This window comes from Mucilaginibacter oryzae (assembly GCF_003148845.1).
GTDB classification, from domain to species: domain Bacteria; phylum Bacteroidota; class Bacteroidia; order Sphingobacteriales; family Sphingobacteriaceae; genus Mucilaginibacter; species Mucilaginibacter oryzae.
This window is the reverse complement of the sequence record NZ_QGHA01000002.1, coordinates 608,447-626,111: the sequence shown is the minus strand read 5'-3', so window position 1 is coordinate 626,111 and position 17,665 is coordinate 608,447. Positions and strand designations below refer to the sequence as shown.

The window sequence follows — 17,665 nt, the reverse complement described above, 5'->3', positions numbered from 1 at the left end:
TTGCATATCCAGTTTGTAAACCGGCGATTGCCCCGTTCATCGCAATGACGCTTTTTGTTTATCGCCGTTGATGGTGTTGTCACCAACAAGCTTAAACCGCACAATTGACATTTTTACCGTAAAACCATTGTCAAAAGCCGGCTTATAGCTGTTGGCGACAACAACAGCAGCGGCGAAGCCCCCTCTAAATCTCCCCCGGAAGGGGAGACTTTAAAACTCCTGAAGCCCTCCCTTCCGGGGAGGGTTTGGGTGGGGCTTACTTCACCATCACTTCTTTCGAGTTTTTGTACTCACTCATATCTGATGTGATCACCACATCACCGGGTTTTACCCCGCTTTCTATTTCTACAAAATCAAAATTGGTTAGGCCGATATGTACCGTACGCCGTTCGGCTTTGCCGTTATTAAGTACAAATATGTCCTGCACGGTTGGCCCTTTAAATGCAGGTCCGTTGGCTACCCGCATTATTTTACTGTGCATGGCGGTTACCAAAAATACGTCCACCTTCATGTTGGGGCGCAGCAGTTTGCTGGCCCTGTTGTCCAATTGCACCTCGAACGAAATGATGCTGTTTTGCACCGATGGTGATACATTGCTTACATGCCCCCGTAACAGGGAATCGTTAACGCGAACTATCACCGGCAAACCGCTATGCACCTCGTCGGCCGAATTATCAGAAATGCTCCCCTGAATTTTAAAGCTGCCCAGATCGGCAATACGGGCAAGGGTTTCGCCCTCGTGAACAGTAGCGCCAATGTTTTTATTGACGTAGGTTACCACACCCGCGCGGGTAGCCACCACATTAGCCAAATCCAGTTTACGTTTAAGCGCGTTCAGGTCATTTTGCTGAATATCGGCAGCAATCTGCGCCTCCCTGATCTCGATCTGCATGGTTTGCTGCTTGCTTTTGATCTCGTTTTCCAACTGCTTTTTTTCAAGTTGTGCCACTTTCAGGTTCAGCTCGGCCTGTTCAATGCCTTCGCGGGTGCCGCCGCCGGCTTTGTACAGGCGTTTGGCGTTTTCAACAGCATCGGCAAGGTTGCTGATGCGCAGTTGTTTAATATCATTATTGGATTTGATATCGTAGAAACTTTTGTCGAGGTCAAGTTTTGATTTGGCAATCTCGGCGCGCTTGGTTTCGAGCTGAAATTTCTGTTTTTCGAAATCGGTTTGGGTAGCCGACTTATCAAGCGTTAACAGCGACTGGCCTGGTTTTACCTTGTTGCCAGCATCGGCCAAGGCGCTTTTAATTGAGGCGTTGATGGGGCTGGTGATGATCTCCTCAAACTCGGGCAAAACCTCGCCGCTTGCATTGAGGGTATTTTCAATATTGCCAACCTCAACAGTAGCAACGGTGATTTCTGAACGGTTGACGGACGATTTGATGTATCCGCGTAAAAGCCATACAGCAAACATCAATACCGTGACAATTATAAAGATGGCAAGCGCTGTTTTTTTGCGTTTGGCCGATGTAACTTCAAGTGCAATTTCCTTATCCATTGTGATAATTTTGGATAAGAGTTTGCAAGAGCTATACCAATCACAAAATACTAAATATCAGTGAATTAATAATATTCAATTTAAAAAAAGTGGTCGATATCGGACAAAAAAGCCGATATCGACCATATCTATTTAAGAGCGCGTGTAGTGCTGATAATACAGATTAAAAATCCGAATATTCTGCCGGGCGAAGAAAAATAATATCAGCATGTGATACATTGTGCTGATACTCCGGCTTAGCCGATAGGGTTTTCCAGTAAGCATCCTTACCAAAAGCGTCCCAGTGTTTATCGCGGTCGTCCATGCTGTTAAAGGTGGTCATATACATCAAATTGGGCATGTGGCTGCCGGCAATAACTTCCGAATAAAACACCGCGTTGAAGCCCAGCCGTTTAAAAAGACCTATTTCATCGCCTACGTTAAACATGGTTACCTTGTTGATGTTGTATTTTTCGGTCGGGCTTTCGTAGCTGCGCAATTCATATACCCTACCGGCTTTACCGGCAGTTAAATTGGGTACCTCTGCTGAGGGCATACCCGGGAAGGCCTGGAGAATAATGGTTTCTATGCGGGTATAGGGCTGCTCGTTATAAGCAGCATCTATGTAGTCTTTTCCATCGGCCAGGTACGCCGCGTCGCTTTGTAATTTCTGATCAATCGTCATCAGTTTATCCCACGATTGAAAAGGCGTAAAAACATAAATAAGTCTCGCGGTATCTACCTGTTTCAATGGCTTAAATACACCCACACTTTTTATACCCGCGCTGTGTACCGCCGGAACGTAGGCCTGCTGTAAATAGTGTTCAATTTTATCTTCCTGGGCCTGGGTTTTATAATGATAAATTTTAAGCTGGTAGTAGCTGCGCGGCGGTGCAGCAAACGCCGTAGCTATAGTTAAAAAACAAGCTACAAAAGCCAATAAAGGTTTAAAAAATCGGTTCATAGTAAATGGTTGTTAGTTTGTAAATATAGGCTCAATTAAGCAAACTTGTATTTTGTCCGTTTATGTATTTACCCCATTTTTCAAGCATTTCCATCAAATCGGATAATTTCATGGGTTTGCTCAAATAATCGTTCATACCGGCGTCGAGGCAGGCCTGGCGGTCTTCGGGCATCGCGTTTGCTGTCATGGCTATAATAACCGGCTGCTCATGCATATTACCGCGAATAAAGCGGGTTGCCTCCAGGCCATCCATTTCTGGCATCTGCACATCCATTAATATCAAATTATAGTGCTTTGTTGCCATAGTGTTCAGGGCAGCATGTCCGTTTTCGGCAATATCAGGGTGATAACCCATTTTAGTAAGCATATGTACGGCCAGTTTTTGGTTAATCAGGTTATCCTCGGCAATAAGGATCTCCATCGGATAATTTTTCGCGAACCCCGTGGTAAACGCTGTTTGAACAGGCTGATAATCATTTTTGATGCCGCTGCCGGCTTTTAACTGTTCAACAATATGCCTGCGTAGCAGGTTATGCTTGGTGGGCTTTGTTAAAACAGCATTAAATATCTTATCCCCTCTTTTACTTTGCTCGCTGCCTATCGAACTTAATAATAAAATCGGCATGTCCGGAAATTTCTCCCTAACTCTTTTTGCCAGTTCCAAACCGTCCATCCCGGGCATATTCATATCGGTTATCAGTAAATCAACCGGTTGATTTTTGTCGAGTTCGTTAAGCGCTTCCGCTCCTGTAGCCACAACTACCGGATCGTACTTCCATTGTTTTAGTTGCGCGCTTATGATATCGCGGTTGGTGGCATTATCATCAACAAATAAAATGCGCTTATTTTCCAGTTCGGCAAGATTGAGGTAAACATAATTGCGTTTCACCCCCTGCCCGGGTTTGGTTTTGACGGTAAAGATGAATACCGTGCCCCTGCCAACCTCGCTTTCTACCCAGACTTCACCGCCCATCAGCTTGACTAATTTGCGGCTGATGGCAAGGCCTAACCCGGTGCCGCCATATTTGCGCGTAGTGCCCGAATCAACCTGCGAAAAGGGTTTGAACAGGCGCTCCAATTTATCCGCCGGGATACCTATGCCGGTATCACGCACCCTGAATTCAAGTTCCAGCTCATCCCCCTCCTGTCCCTTTACGCCGACACTAATAAATACCTCGCCCCGGGTTGTAAATTTAACCGCATTACCAACCAAATTAATCAGGATCTGCCTCAGTCGCAATGAATCTGACACTACCTGAACGGGTACATTGTGCTCAACCTGGTAAACCAGGTCGAGGTTGAGGCGGGAAGCTTTTTCGGCAAATACATCCAATACGCCTTCAATACAATCGCGCAGGTCAAAATCTTCCTTCTCTAACTCCATATTGCCCGATTCTATTTTCGAAAAATCAAGAATATCATTGATCACGGTCAATAGCGCGTCGCCGCAGTTTTTAATTGTTTCGGTATATTCTTCCTGTTCGGGGCTAAGACTGGTGCTGGCGAGTAAGGTAGCCATACCAATAACGCCGTTCATCGGTGTACGGATCTCATGGCTCATGGTAGCGAGGAAAACGCTTTTGGCCCTGTTGGCGTTTTCGGCTTCCTCCCGTGCTTTTTCGCTGGTTTCGCGGGCAAGGCGCTCATTCGCTGTCATCTGAACCAGGCTCTCCGTGCGTTCTTTTACAAGGCTTTCCAATATCGTTTTCTGATCTTTGAGGTACTTTACACGGTATCTGAAAATAAAATACAACAACGCGATTACCAAAACGGCACCTGCCAGTTTAAACCACCAGGTTTGCCAAAAGGGCGGTACGATAGTGATCTTTAACCCCGACGTAACCGGCGACCACAGGCCTGCCGAGTTTTGATATTTTACCTTGAAAACATAATCGCCAGGGGGCAAATTGGTATATGATGCCGTATTGCGGCTGCCTACGTTGTTCCATTCCTTATCAAATTTGTCCAGCAGGTAGCTGTAGTTCTTTTTATCGGGCGATGAATAATCAAGCGCGGCAAACTGCAGGGTAATAACCGACTGCTTATAGGAAAGCCTGAGCGAGTTTGTAGAAGAAATGTCCTCCTTTAAAGGAGAAGGGTCATGGGCATCGCGGGCTATTTGTACCGTTTTGTTAAATAATTCGAAATTGGTTATTACCAATGGCATAAACCCCGACGGTTTCAGGATATTTCGCGGATCGACCAAATTAAAGCCGTTAATGCCGCCAAAAAAGACCCTGCCATCCCTGGTTTGTAAAGCCGAATGCGATTTAAACTCCTCGTTCTGGATCCCTTCCTCTACCGTATAGTTTTTAAAAGTATGTTTAACAGGATCATAATTTGATAAACCATTATTAGTGCTTATCCACATAGTTCCCCGCTTATCTTCGCGCACTGCATAGATCACATCGCTCGGCAAGCCATCTTTGGTAGTGAAAACGGTAAAATGTTTGGTAATCGGATCGAGCAGGTTTAAGCCCGACAGGGTACTTACCCAAATGCGGCCTTTGCTATCCTCAAACAGATCGGGGACAGTATTATTGCTGATGCTGTTCCGTTTTTCATCGTGCTGAAAGCGGGTAAACTTACCGGTTTTCCTATCCATCAGGTTTAGCCCGGCATCAAACGTGCCCACCCAAAGGTTACCGGCCTTATCCTCAAGCAGGGCATAAATCCGGTCGCTGCTGATACTTTTAGGATCGTCAGCGTCGTAATTAAAAGCCGAAAAGGTATTCGATTTTTCATCGTACAGTTCCAAACCACCATTATAGGTACCTACCCATAGGCGCTTATCTCGGGTTTGGGTTAGCGCATAAATGTTGTTGTTGCTCAGGCTGCCCGGTTTACCGGCGTTGTGCCTAAAAGCGGTAAACTTGCCTGTAGCAGCGTTATACCGGCACAAGCCATCGGCCCAGGTGCCAATCCAAAAATCGTTTTTATAATCCTGTATAATATTTAACACGTAGTTTCCGGCCAGGCTGTTGGCGTTACCCGGCTGTCGCGTAAAATGTTTAACGGTACCATCTTTATTAAATACATCAACACCTCCGCCGTCTGTACCAACCCAGATATTGCCGCCCCTATCCTCATGCAAACAAAGTACAAGATTGTTGCTCAGGCTGTTTGGCGACGAATTATGCCGGTAATGCGGAAAACTTTCGGTGCTGCGCTTATAAAGGTTAATACCGCCGCTAAACGCGCCCAGCCACATGTTTCCGATCCTGTCACGGCAAATGCTGTAAATGGTGTTACCGTTAATGCTGCTCCTGTCAATATCATCATGCTTATAGCTTGATATTTTACCTGTTACCGGGTTAAGAATATTAAAGCCGCTGTTCTCGGCCCCGATCCATAAATTATTATTCAGATCCATACCAAGCGCTAAAACGTTGTTGCCGGATATGGTATTCGGATTTTGATCATCGTGCCTGTACCATTTGAACTTTCTTTTATCGGTATCGAATAAATTAAGGCCGCCATCTTGTGTACCAACCCAAATGCGGTGCGCGTTGTCTTCGTAAATAATATTTACAAAAGTTCCCGAAAGACTGCTGTTATTGCCGGGGATATTGAGGTACCTGGTAAAGGTGCCTTTATCCCTGTTTAAAAAATTAAGTCCCGCGTTTAAGGTGCCTATCCACAATCTATGCCTCGAATCTTCGGTTATAGCGGTAACATCATCATCACTTAATGACGATGGATCGGCGTCATTGTGCTTATAATGTGTAAACTTGTTGCTGCGGATATCAAGTTTATCCAGGCCGCCCTTCTGGCTGCCAATCCATAAAAAACCCTCATGATCAAATATAATTTTGTTTACAAAATTGCTGGAAATACTATTGGGATTAGCACTATCATGAAAGTAATGAACAAAACGCCCCGTTTTACGATCGAGCTTATTAAGGCCGGAGAGCGTGGCCAGCCAGATATTGCCGTCTTTATCTTCGGCAATATCCGATACCATGTTGTTGCTTAAAGAATTGTTGTCCCGGATATTGTGCTTGTAAACCACAAAGCTATAGCCATCATACCGGTTAAGCCCATCGCGCGTTCCTATCCACATAAAGCCTTTGCTATCCTGTTTAATAACGCTCACATTTATCTGCGATAAACCCTCACGTGTACCGATATGCTCAAACTTAAGGTTCCGTTCCTGCGAAAAAACGCTTTGAATACCCAAAACGGAAACCGCGATAAATAGATATTTAAAAAAGTAGCCTAATGGGCTTATATTAATTTTTAACAACTATGAAAATTTATTTCGTAAATAATGGCCGAGCCTGGTTTATACTATGCTTATACGGCTATGGTTTTTATAAGTTTAAGATATATAATAAATTAGCTAAAATCAAGAAAAGCATTATTTTATCATAAAATGATAAAATAATATCAAATAAAAAACCCTCCGGGGGTAATTCGGAGGGTTTGAAAATAATTTAATTATAAATAACAACTACAACTCCCTTACCCAGATATTCCGGAAGCTAAGCGGCTCGCTCTTATCGCCGTGAGCTTGTAGTTTGATTGGAGACGGACCGTGTTTCTTACCCTCGTAAGACGGTTTGCCGATATATTGGGTTGGACCAAGCAACTCAAAATTATTTTCCACCAACACGCCGTTAAAAAATACGGTAGCACGGGCGGCGGATTTTAATGAACCATCCTCGTTAAATACAGGGGCAGTCCAAATCACGTCATAAACATTCCACTCGCCGGGTTTACGGCAAGGGTTAGCCAACGGAATAGCCTGTTTGTACAAGCTGCCGGCCATACCATTAACATAAGTTTTATTTTGGTACGAATCCAGTACCTGCAGCTCGTAACCGTCGTCACCTTTACCTATCGAGGCTAAGAACACGCCGCTGTTACCGCGGGCCTGGCCGCTGCCGGTAATATTGGCAGGCACTCTCCACTCAATGTGCAACTGGTAATTGGTAAAAGCTTTTTTTGTTTCGATATTGCCGGTTGATTTATTTACGGTAAGCACATCGCCCTTTACCAGCCATTTGGCCGGGGTTTTATCTTCTACCGAAACCCACTCGTCAAGGCCTTTGCCATTAAACAAAACTATAGCATCTGAAGGGGCATCGCCTAAATTTTTGCCGGGGGTAACTACTTTGGGTGCCGGTTCCCAAATCTCGGTATCTTCGGGTTTAGCGTTTTGAGCGTTAGCCATCAGGCAGCTTCCTGCTAAAAGGGCGGTTAGTATTAAAGGATATTTCATTTTTATTCGGGTTTGATTGGTTTAAACGTGAAGGGTATCTTTCAAATACGCAGCACTTTTGGCGATGCTTACATAAGGATCGATATTGGTAAAGTTTTCCTGCTCAACAATAAAGTGCTTAATGCCGGCCAGTTTGGCTTTACCTAATATGGTTTTAAAGTCGATATCACCGTTGCCAACTTCTGTATTCAGTTCGGCGTTGGTTTTATCACGGTCTTTAATGTGTACAAACTCAAAACGGCCCGGGTGCTTGCTGAAAATTTCAACCGGGTTTTTACCTGCACGTACTACCCAGTAAATATCCATTTCCATAGCTACCAGTTTAGGATCAGTGTTGTTCAATACCACATCATAAAAAGTAGTATCACCAACCGGTGCCCACTCAAAATTGTGGTTATGGTAACCTAATTTCAGTCCTGATTTTTTCAGGATCTCAGCAATTTTGTTCATCTTATCAGCAACCCCTTTACAATCATCAACCGTTTTAATAAAGTTGTGATTTAATGCCGGGATAATGATATGCGATTGACCGATGGTGTTGGCCACTTCAATGTAAGCATTCAGATCGTCGGTTTTGCCTGAGCCTAAATACTCATCCAAACCGTAGTGGCCGCTTGGGGTGGTTAAGCCGTTATCTTTTAACAACTGGCCAAATTCCTTCCCTTTTAAGCCCCAATAACCTGTTTCCTTGTTAAAGCCGAAGGTTTCAACCTCTTTATAACCGGCTTTAGCTACCTCTCCAATAACGCCTTTTACATCTTTTGGTAACTGATCGCGCAGGCTATACAATTGCAGGCCTACTTTATTTGAAGCTTTGGCCGAAACCAACTTCGGTGCAAGCATTGCGCCTGCTGCCATTAATCCGGCCTGTGCTAAAAATGTTCTTCTGGTTGTCATGTATTTGTTTTTGTTAGTTTAGCTTTTTAGAGTGATAAGATGATGTAAGGTTTAAACATCACAAATATGCACCGCCTTTTTAAGCGAAGCTAATTTGTCTTTTTGTTTGGGGATGAACTCCTGAGCAACAAAACCTTTATGCCCTACTTCAACAATGGCACGCATAATTGCCGGATAGTATAGTTCCTGGGTTTCGTCGATCTCGTTCCGACCGGGAACACCGCCTGTATGGTAATGCGCTATGTACTGGTAATTAGCGCGAATATTGCGGATCACATCGCCCTCGTCTATCTGCATATGATAAATATCATACAGCAGTTTAAAATTTTCTGAGCCCAGGCGGCGACATAATTCCGCGCCCCACTCTACCCTATCGCACTGGTAATCTTTATGATCAATTTTGCTGTTCAGCAATTCCATTACCAGTACCACGTTGTGCTTTTCGGCAAGGGCAACCATTGGTTTCAAGCCTTCAACACAATTGTTCCAGCCTTCCTCGTCGGTTTTACCCCGGCGGCTGCCGCTAAAGCAAATCAGGTTTTTATACCCTGCCTCTGCAACCAACGGAATCATTTTGGTATAGTTTTCATGCAGTTTGGCATGAAACTCTTTATCGCCAAAACCATCGGTCAGGTTAATTTCGGCACCGTTGCACATGGATGAGAACAGGCCGTATTTTTTAAGGGTGGGCCAATCTGACGGACCAACCAGGTCGATACCTTTGATGCCGATTTCTTTGGCGGCAGCGCAAAGCTGATCGACAGAAATATCGCCGTAACACCAGCGGCATACCGCGTGGTTAATATTGCCTTTCAATTTATCAGCAGCCTGCATATTTTGTTCTTCGGTTTCGGTTTTGGTAAATGATGATAATACGCCCGACGCGCCGATGGCGGCCGTGCCCGCGATCATGCTTTTTATGGCCGAGCGCCTGTTTTGGTTTGATGACATGGTTAAATTCAGTTTATGCTGGTAATTATACAGTCTTTTCCCTTTTTTCTTTAAACGACAGGAAGAACAACAGGAATACAGCCCCTGCTATAGATGCCGGGATCAGCCAGATCATTTTCCAATCGTGCCCGGCAGGGCCGTTATAGTTATCAGATATTTTACCGGCCACATAAAAGCCAATCAGCATACCAACGCCATAAGTAGCAAGGGTGATCATACCCTGTGCCGCGCTTTTGTATTGTACACCGGCTTTCGAATCGGTATAAATTTGACCTGATACAAAGAAAAAATCGTAACAAACGCCATGTAGCGCAAGCCCAAGGATCAGCATAAAGCTCAGGTCGCCAGCGTTACCGTAAGCGAATAAAATATACCGTACCGTCCAGGCCAGCATACCAACCAATATTGTCCATTTAAATCCTGCTTTTTTAAAGAAAATAGGCAAACAGAGCAAAAACAACAACTCGGAAATTTGTCCGATGGTCATTTTACCGGTGGGGTTATCCATCTTGATATCGGTAAGGAAACTATTGGCGTTCTGATAGTAAAAAGCCAACGGAATACAGATCAATATCGAGGCGAGAAAAAATATCGCATAGTTTGTATCCTTAAGCAATTTTAACGCATCCAGGCCAAGCACCTGGCTAATAGTCACTTTTTCGCCTTTAGCAACTTTTGGTGGAGTTGCAGGCAAAGTGAAACTAAATACACCCAGTACAGCCGAAGCAATACCCGCCATCAGGAAGGTGTTTTTTAACATCCCTTTACCTATACCATCCGGCGAATCCCAATGGAAAAGATAACTGATAGCTAAACCGGCTATGATCCAGCCGGCAGTGCCGAATACCCTTATCGATGAAAATTCCTTTTCAGGATCAGTCATCTGGTTAAACGATACCGAATTTACCAATGCCAGCGTTGGCATATATAAAACCATGTAACCTAACACATAGGGATAGAATACAGAAACATCGGCTGCCGAATACATTTGATACATTAACACTGCGCCAATTAAGTGGAGTACACCTAATATTTTTTCGGCATTGAAATATTTATCGGCAATTAAGCCAATGATAAACGGGGCAATGATAGCGCCCCATGACTGAGTAGAAAATACATCGCCCGATTGCGCACCGGTGGCATGCAGCGTTTTATCTAAAAAAGTACCTAAAGTTACAAACCATGCGCCCCAGATAAAAAATTCCAGGAACATCATGAACGATAGTTTTGATCTGATCCCTATGGTCATGAAATTTTATTTGATTATTTTTTTAATGATAAAATGTATTGTACAATTTCTTTGGCATCGCTTTCTGGCAATGAAGGGTGCGGGGTCATGGCAATGTTGCCCCAGTTACCGCTGCCGCCGCTGATGATCTTTTTAGCCAGCATATCGATATTGGCTTGAGAGGCATCATATTTTTTCGCGATGTCCTGGAACGCAGGGCCGATAACTTTGGTATCAACTTTATGGCAGGTGCCGCAATCTAAAGAGGCTATCAGTTTTTCGCCTGTAGAAGAACCGGCAGAACCACCGGCCGACTCAGTGCCGGTTTTAGTTACAACAGTATCAGCATCAGAATTTGCCGCTTTTGCGGTTTCATTTGCCGCTTTGGTGCTGTCGCTTCCGCCAGTGTTTGATGAATTTCCGCCGCAGGCAGCAAATACTGCACTGATACCAAGAATAAAGAATACTTTTTTCATAAAAGTTTAATTGTGGTTTGAATAATAACCTAACAGAAAAATCTGACTATTAATAAAATCTGCTTCGGCCATTATCCTATAATTTTAATTGGATTGGTTAATCAGGCGAAAAATACAACTTTTTATCATAAATAGCACCTTGTTAAACCGATATAGCACCTAATGAAGCAGTTTTTTTACGTGAACGCATGTAAATTACCAGCCCGATAAATGCAATGATTAATGCAACCGGAATAACGAGCGTAGTATTCAACACCTCCGGCCCTGCAGCCGACCGTGCAGCATCAAAAGCTTTTGCCATCTCCGAACCCGCCGGCGCCGAACGGTAGGCATCCAAACTTGCACCTTGTGGTAATTTTGATGCCATGATATTATCATAGTATCCACCCATAAAGATCATATAAATAGATACACCGAACATTCCTGCACCCCCCATCAGGTTTAAACCTACAGCACCGGTACGGGGCAGGTTCTCGGCTACAAAACCTATCATACATGGCCAGAAAAAGGCTACGCCCAAACCAAACACAACCGCGGCAAAGTAAATGGCATCGCCGTGCAGGTGTACCATCAGGTAAATGCCTAACGCCGATAATATGGCAGAGATCAGCAATACTCCCTGTGGCGCCAAACGGTGTACAATGGGGCTGGCAAAGGCACGGCCCAACACCTGTACCGAGGCTACAAAGGTTAATATAAGGATGGCGTTATCCGTTACTGTTTTAAATAATACGTCCGTCCACTGGTTGGTGAACAACTCGGTGATAGCAGTGCCGAACATACAGATAATCATGAACAGAAACAGCGGATTGATCAGCGCTTTGTACATATCTTCGGTACTTACACCAGCTGATACACGCTCGGTAACCGGAAAATCCAGTTTTGAAAAAAGGAAGCCATAAGCTATTGTTGGGATAAGCATCAGGGCTATCTCTACCTGCGAAATCCAGTATGGCTTTGGTGATACGCCGTGTGCCAGCGTGGTGTCCAAACCAAACACGATCAGCGTACCGATCACGATACCTGCCGGGAACCAAAGGTGAAAGTGGTTAAGCTTGGTGGTTTTATTATCGGTATATAATGATGCCACTAACGGGTTACAGGAAGCCTCTACCGTACCATTGGCTATACCTATCATTAAGGTAGAAAGGAACAATGACCAGTAACCGTTGGCGAAAATGGTGAGCAGGATACCTACGAGGTGAAAGATAAAAGCAGATACCAGCAATTTTTTCATACCGATGACATCTACAATAAAGCCCCCGATAATAATAGCCAGCGGGAAACCCCAAAAGGCCGTTGCCGCGATAGTACCCAGTTGCGAAGCGTTTAAGTGAAACCGTACGCCCTGATCATTCAAAATACCCGCGCGGATACCAAATGATAATGAAGTTACCAACAGCGACAGGCAGCTTGCCCTGAATAACTGTGATCGGTTGATAGTTTGCATTTTTTGTTAATTAGGTTATTTGATAATTGGTTAATTGGCTGTTTTAAAATGGATTTTGCCGAATTGCTTCGGCGGTTGTTTTATCCGCCTTGTGAATTCCATCTTCACGTGGGCGGAAGTAATAATAGCGAATACACGTTGCGCTCATTTATAATGAGCGCTTAATATGGTTTGGCGATTGCATCGCCAGTCGCGTTACAAACGCGAAGCCATGTTACGCACTCGTTATAAACGAGCGCGAGACGGCTGGTTTGGCGATTGCATCGCCAGTCGCGTTACAAACGCGAAACCATGTTACGCACTCGTTCAAAACGAGCGCGAGATAACTTTTAATCACGTCATTGCGAGGTACGAAGCAATCGCGAACTATTCAGGCGACCTTGCACCTATGCGATTGCTTCGTACCTCAATGACGTTTTAGAAGAGACTCTCTGCGGAGGCACTCCTTAGCTTGATAAATCCGAAATCGAAAATCCGACTTCCGAAATCAAAATTATATCCCCAACGTTTTCCTGTTAAACGCGTCATCACTGCCTGATGCCGCAAAATCATCGAAAGCGCGTTCGGTTACGCGGATAATATGATCCTTGATAAATTGGGCACCTTCCCTGGCGCCGTCTTCCGGATGTTTGAGCGCGCATTCCCATTCCAACACGGCCCATCCCTTGTAATCATATTGTGTTAACTTGCTGAATATCGATTTAAAATCAACCTGCCCGTCGCCCAGTGAGCGGAAACGGCCCGCGCGGTCAACCCAGTTCTGGTAACCGCCATAAACACCCTGGCGCCCGGTTGGGTTAAATTCAGCATCCTTAACATGGAACATTTTGATGCGTTCATGGTATAGGTCGATATACTCCAGGTAATCCAGGCACTGCAGTACAAAGTGAGATGGATCATACAGTAAGTTAGCACGCTTGTGGCCTTTTACATGATCCAAAAACATCTCATAAGTAATACCATCATGCAAATCCTCGCCCGGATGGATCTCGTAGCAAAGGTCAATGCCGTTTTCTTCGTAAACATCCAATATCGGTGTCCAGCGTTTAGCCAGTTCCTCGAACGCTGTATCAACAATGCCGGCAGGGCGTTGAGGCCATGGATACATCATCGGCCACAACAATGCACCGCTAAAAGTAACCGAAGCGTTCAAACCTAAATTTTTTGAAGCCTGGGCAGCATATTTTAATTGCTGTACCGCCCATTTTTGTCGCTCGGCAGGTTTACCGCGCAAATGTTCAGGAGCGAAACCGTCAAACAGCGCATCGTAAACCGGATTAACGGCAACCAGCTGGCCCTGAAGGTGAGTGGACAATTCGGTTATTTCTAAACCGGCTGCATTAACGATGCCTTTAATCTCATCTGCATAAGTTTTGCTTTCAGCGGCTTTTTGCAGGTCGATGAAGCGTGTATCGTTAGTTGGCAGCTGCACGCCTTTGTAGCCTAAACCCGCGGCCCACTGGCAGATGGATTCGAGGTTGTTAAACGGTGCCGCATCGCCTATAAACTGTGCTACAAATATGGCAGGTCCTTTTATAGTGGTCATGTTTTTATATTTTAAATAGATGATGTATTAAATAGTGAAATCGGTCCATTTAGCATCTGATTTACCCGATGCAATCACGTTTTCGATAAAAGCCATTCCGCGCACACCCTCTTCAATGCCCGGAAAATCCAACTCCTCAGGAGTTGCTTCCCTGCCCTCTAAACCTGCTTTAACCGTTAATGCAAAGTTGCGGTACAGGTTAGCAAAAGCCTCGAGGTAGCCTTCGGGATGCCCCGGAGGGGTACGGGTGTTGTGCTGAGCGAACGAACTGGTATAACCGGCTCCCGCACGCCAGATCTCGGCAGGTTTATCAGTATACATTACCGTTAGCGAGTTGGCATCGCTTTGGTGCCATTCTAAACCGCCATTTTCGCCATATACCCTGATCTTCACATTATTTTCTTCGCCGGCAGCAATTTGCGTTGCTGTAAGGACGCCGCTTGCACCGTTGTTAAACTTCAATAAAGCGGCGCCATCATCATCCAGTTTACGGCCTTCAACCACAATGTTGATGTCGGCGCAAATTTTGGTAACCTGCAAACCGGTAACATATTCAGCCAGGTTAAAGGCATGGGTACCTATATCGCCCATGGCACCGGCAATGCCGCTTTTACCCGGATCGGTGCGCCAGGAGGCTTGCTTGTTATCCTCTCCTTCTAAAAAGCTGCTCAGCCACCCCTGCGGATACTCCACATAAACTTTTCTTACTGTTCCTATTTTTCCGGATTTGATCAGTTGTTTAGCCTCTTTTACCATCGGGTAGCCTGTGTAGGTATGCGTTAGGCAAAACAATTTGCCCGATGCGCTAACCACTTTCTCCAGTTCTTTAGCTTCTTCTAAAGAAAAAGTCATCGGTTTATCCAACACCACGTGGAAACCGTTTTCGAGCGCCATTTTGGTTGGGGCAAAATGCACGTGGTTAGGGGTTACTATGCTGATCACCTGCACGCGTTCGTCTTCGGGCAGTTGTTTTTCCTTTTCAATCAGTTCCTGGTATGAGCTGTATGAGCGGCTGGCCGGTAAGCCAAGCAATAAACCGCTGGCCTGCGATTTTTCGGGGTTGGAGCTAAAAGCGCCGCAAACCAGTTCGTACTCGCCATCAATACGGGCAGCTATACGGTGTACGGCGCCAATAAAGGCACCCTGACCGCCGCCTATCATTCCTAATCGTAATTTCATTTTTGAGGTTGATGTTTTATTGAGGTTAAATTTTACTCAATCGATTGTAAACACCAAAAACAGCATTAACTTATAATGCTGTTTTTGATAATAATTTAATTTGGATTGAAAACCAAAGGCGTATCAATTGGTATCGCAATTTTTAGGTTGCCCAGGCTTTGTCGCCTTTTTTATACGGCAGGTTGCCATCGTATTTTCCCGGAACGGCAATATACCGCAAAGCCTGTGTAGCGCCCGGTTTTGAAGTAAAGAAACCTAACAAGGTCAATTCCTTCAGCATCCTGAAGTAGTGGTTCGGATCTTCTGGTTTCTTGTTTTTGGTATAGTCTTTTTGCTCCTTATCCAGGTCGGTTAACAGTTCGGTACGTTGCTGGGGCGTAGCCTCCAGGAATTTTTTACCGAATTTTTTATCGCTGGCATCGTTCAGATCATTCAAACCCTTGGTAAAAATCTTCTGATCGTCAGGTGTATAGCAATCCTGTACCATTACGGTCATAAATTTACCTACCTGGGCATCTTTAGCGCCCGGTGTTGATGTTTTAGGCAAAATGGTTTCGCCAATTTCATCCAGCAGGGCAAGGTCATCCTGCGTAAACAGGTCGTTTACTTTTGGCGAAGATGATTTACATCCCGAGATGAAGAACTCGGCACCGATAATGGTACCGCCAAGGATCAGGCCCACCCTGCTTATCGCTTCTCTTCTATTCATGTTTAATTATTGATTTACTGAATTATTGAATTATCGAGTTATTTGATTTTGTAATTATTGATAAATTATGAGTTAGCGTTTTAATTCAATAATTCACTAACTCAATAATTCAATAATTATAAAACTATGCTTTTAACACGAAACCTTCGCGGTAATCGCGTTTGATGTATTGGTTAACGGCATCAAAGTTGGTAACCTTCATGGCTTTGTTATCCCACTCCAGTTTTACCCTGCCGCCATTTAACTCATGGCCGCGAACCGCCAGGTTTGCCATTAGCAAAGCCTCTGTAAGCGGACCGGCCTTATCAAATGACGAGCTTAATTCTGTTTTACCGTAACCGGCAATACAGCCTTCAACCCACTGTGCATAATGCCCGTTTGCACCCCCGGGAACACGCGCCCATTTTTGGGGCGCTTTAGCGCTTTTGGTAAGTGATTTTGGCAATAACGTAGCCGCGTCAGAATAAGTGCTGGCGTACATTTTACCTTTAGTACCGATAAACAATGTACCGTTGCCTTCTTCGCCGCCAAAGTCTTCGCTGGCTAACAACTCGTTTGGCCTTTCAGGCTGGATACCGCCGTCCATCCAGTGCAGGGTAACATCGCCTTTGGTTTTAGCCGATTTAGGGAATGTTAAGGTGATGTGGCTTGACGGAGGGCAGCTTTCAGGGAAGTGACCTTCTTTAAACTCATCTACATAAACACTGCCAACGCTGGCCTGAACATCTTTTGCATACTGGATACCCAACACGCGGAAAGGCGCTTCTACCAGGTGGCAACCCATATCGCCAAGGGCGCCGGTACCGTAATCCCACCAGCCGCGCCAGTTAAATGGTACCAGTTTATCCACATAATCTTTTTTAGGCGCTGTACCTAACCACAGGTCCCAATCCAATTCTTTAGGGATGTTTTGCTGTGGCGGGGGCCAGGCGATACCTTGCGGCCAAACCGGGCGGTTGGTCCAGCAGTAAACGGTGTGCACATCACCAATCAGGTCGGCATCGTACCATTCTGACATTAAGCGTGTGCCATCGTTTGATGCGCCCTGGTTACCCATTTGTGTAACCACTTTATATTTTTTGGCAGCCTCGGTTAATAAGCGGGCTTCCCAGATATCATGCGTTAACGGTTTCTGAACATACACGTGTTTGTTCAGCTGCATGGCGTTGTAAGTAATGATTGCGTGGTTATGATCGGGAGTTGAAACCGATACGGCATCGAAGTTTTTATGTTCTTTATCAAACATTTCGCGCCAGTCTTTATAATACTTGGCTTTAGGGAAATTTTTACGTGATGTAGCCGATCTTCTGTCGTCCACATCGCATAAAAAGGCAATTTCGGCTTTACCGCTTTTGTAAAAATTAGCGATATCGCTTTCGCCTTTACCACCCGCACCAACGCCGGCAATTAACAATTTATCGCTCGGGGCGATGAAGCCCTTACCGCCCAATACATGGCGCGGAACGATCATAAAGCCTGCCGCCGCTACAGCGCCGGTTTTGATAAACTGCCTTCTCGACGGATTAGGGTTTTGGTCCTTTTCTTCAGTCATGGTTTTTTG

General features: G+C 45.0%; 13 protein-coding genes. All 13 read right to left on the bottom strand.

Annotated elements, in window-relative coordinates; all coding sequences use genetic code 11:
- Window positions 1-256: 256 nt before the first annotated feature.
- Window positions 257-1,501, bottom strand: a complete 1,245-nt coding sequence (locus LX99_RS08005; RefSeq protein WP_109607376.1) for an efflux RND transporter periplasmic adaptor subunit — start codon at window positions 1,499-1,501, stop codon at window positions 257-259.
- A 163-nt stretch (window positions 1,502-1,664) separates the two neighbouring features.
- Entirely contained in the window at window positions 1,665-2,444 is a 780-nt protein-coding gene (locus LX99_RS08000; protein ID WP_109607375.1) for an NIPSNAP family protein, read from the bottom strand.
- Between the two features lie 31 nt (window positions 2,445-2,475).
- Complete coding sequence (locus LX99_RS07995; protein ID WP_109607374.1) at window positions 2,476-6,690, bottom strand: hybrid sensor histidine kinase/response regulator; 4,215 nt, start codon at window positions 6,688-6,690, stop codon at window positions 2,476-2,478.
- A gap of 207 nt (window positions 6,691-6,897) precedes the next feature.
- A complete protein-coding gene (locus LX99_RS07990) occupies window positions 6,898-7,668 on the bottom strand; it encodes a 3-keto-disaccharide hydrolase (protein ID WP_022831794.1) in 771 nt (256 codons plus the stop codon).
- A gap of 21 nt (window positions 7,669-7,689) precedes the next feature.
- Entirely contained in the window at window positions 7,690-8,565 is an 876-nt protein-coding gene (locus LX99_RS07985) for a sugar phosphate isomerase/epimerase family protein (protein WP_109607373.1), read from the bottom strand.
- A gap of 51 nt (window positions 8,566-8,616) precedes the next feature.
- The gene (locus LX99_RS07980) at window positions 8,617-9,516 is read right to left on the bottom strand and encodes a hydroxypyruvate isomerase family protein (protein WP_109607372.1); all 900 of its coding nucleotides are present in this window, start codon (window positions 9,514-9,516) and stop codon (window positions 8,617-8,619) included.
- 25 nt (window positions 9,517-9,541) lie between these two features.
- Window positions 9,542-10,765 (bottom strand): nucleoside permease, encoded by a 1,224-nt coding sequence (locus LX99_RS07975; RefSeq protein ID WP_022831797.1) that lies wholly within the window; start codon window positions 10,763-10,765, stop codon window positions 9,542-9,544.
- 14 nt (window positions 10,766-10,779) lie between these two features.
- On the bottom strand, window positions 10,780-11,220 hold the full coding sequence (locus LX99_RS07970) for a c-type cytochrome (RefSeq protein ID WP_022831798.1): 441 nt from the start codon (window positions 11,218-11,220) through the stop codon (window positions 10,780-10,782).
- A gap of 142 nt (window positions 11,221-11,362) precedes the next feature.
- Window positions 11,363-12,670, bottom strand: coding sequence for an MFS transporter (locus LX99_RS07965; protein WP_109607371.1), 1,308 nt, complete (start codon window positions 12,668-12,670; stop codon window positions 11,363-11,365).
- A 493-nt stretch (window positions 12,671-13,163) separates the two neighbouring features.
- Window positions 13,164-14,216 (bottom strand): sugar phosphate isomerase/epimerase family protein, encoded by a 1,053-nt coding sequence (locus LX99_RS07960; RefSeq protein ID WP_109607370.1) that lies wholly within the window; start codon window positions 14,214-14,216, stop codon window positions 13,164-13,166.
- 27 nt (window positions 14,217-14,243) lie between these two features.
- Window positions 14,244-15,395 carry a Gfo/Idh/MocA family protein gene (locus LX99_RS07955; RefSeq protein WP_245927871.1) on the bottom strand — a complete coding sequence of 384 codons (1,152 nt, stop codon included), beginning with the start codon at window positions 15,393-15,395 and terminating at the stop codon, window positions 14,244-14,246.
- Between the two features lie 142 nt (window positions 15,396-15,537).
- Window positions 15,538-16,104 carry a gluconate 2-dehydrogenase subunit 3 family protein gene (locus tag LX99_RS07950; RefSeq protein ID WP_109607368.1) on the bottom strand — a complete coding sequence of 189 codons (567 nt, stop codon included), beginning with the start codon at window positions 16,102-16,104 and terminating at the stop codon, window positions 15,538-15,540.
- Between the two features lie 124 nt (window positions 16,105-16,228).
- Window positions 16,229-17,656, bottom strand: a complete 1,428-nt coding sequence (locus tag LX99_RS07945) for a Gfo/Idh/MocA family oxidoreductase (protein WP_022831803.1) — start codon at window positions 17,654-17,656, stop codon at window positions 16,229-16,231.
- Window positions 17,657-17,665: the final 9 nt, after the last annotated feature.

What these genes read in the sequence shown, in the direction of transcription:
- LX99_RS07970 (WP_022831798.1), bottom strand. Translation starts at nt 11,220, where the DNA reads ATGAAAAAAGTATTCTTTATTCTTGGTATCAGTGCAGTATTTGCTGCC.
- LX99_RS07980 (WP_109607372.1), bottom strand. Translation starts at nt 9,516, where the DNA reads ATGTCATCAAACCAAAACAGGCGCTCGGCCATAAAAAGCATGATCGCG.
- LX99_RS07955 (WP_245927871.1), bottom strand. Translation starts at nt 15,395, where the DNA reads ATGAAATTACGATTAGGAATGATAGGCGGCGGTCAGGGTGCCTTTATT.
- LX99_RS07985 (WP_109607373.1), bottom strand. Translation starts at nt 8,565, where the DNA reads ATGACAACCAGAAGAACATTTTTAGCACAGGCCGGATTAATGGCAGCA.
- LX99_RS07965 (WP_109607371.1), bottom strand. Translation starts at nt 12,670, where the DNA reads ATGCAAACTATCAACCGATCACAGTTATTCAGGGCAAGCTGCCTGTCG.
- LX99_RS08000 (WP_109607375.1), bottom strand. Translation starts at nt 2,444, where the DNA reads ATGAACCGATTTTTTAAACCTTTATTGGCTTTTGTAGCTTGTTTTTTA.
- LX99_RS07975 (WP_022831797.1), bottom strand. Translation starts at nt 10,765, where the DNA reads ATGACCATAGGGATCAGATCAAAACTATCGTTCATGATGTTCCTGGAA.
- LX99_RS07950 (WP_109607368.1), bottom strand. Translation starts at nt 16,104, where the DNA reads ATGAATAGAAGAGAAGCGATAAGCAGGGTGGGCCTGATCCTTGGCGGT.
- LX99_RS07990 (WP_022831794.1), bottom strand. Translation starts at nt 7,668, where the DNA reads ATGAAATATCCTTTAATACTAACCGCCCTTTTAGCAGGAAGCTGCCTG.
- LX99_RS07945 (WP_022831803.1), bottom strand. Translation starts at nt 17,656, where the DNA reads ATGACTGAAGAAAAGGACCAAAACCCTAATCCGTCGAGAAGGCAGTTT.
- LX99_RS07960 (WP_109607370.1), bottom strand. Translation starts at nt 14,216, where the DNA reads ATGACCACTATAAAAGGACCTGCCATATTTGTAGCACAGTTTATAGGC.
- LX99_RS08005 (WP_109607376.1), bottom strand. Translation starts at nt 1,501, where the DNA reads ATGGATAAGGAAATTGCACTTGAAGTTACATCGGCCAAACGCAAAAAA.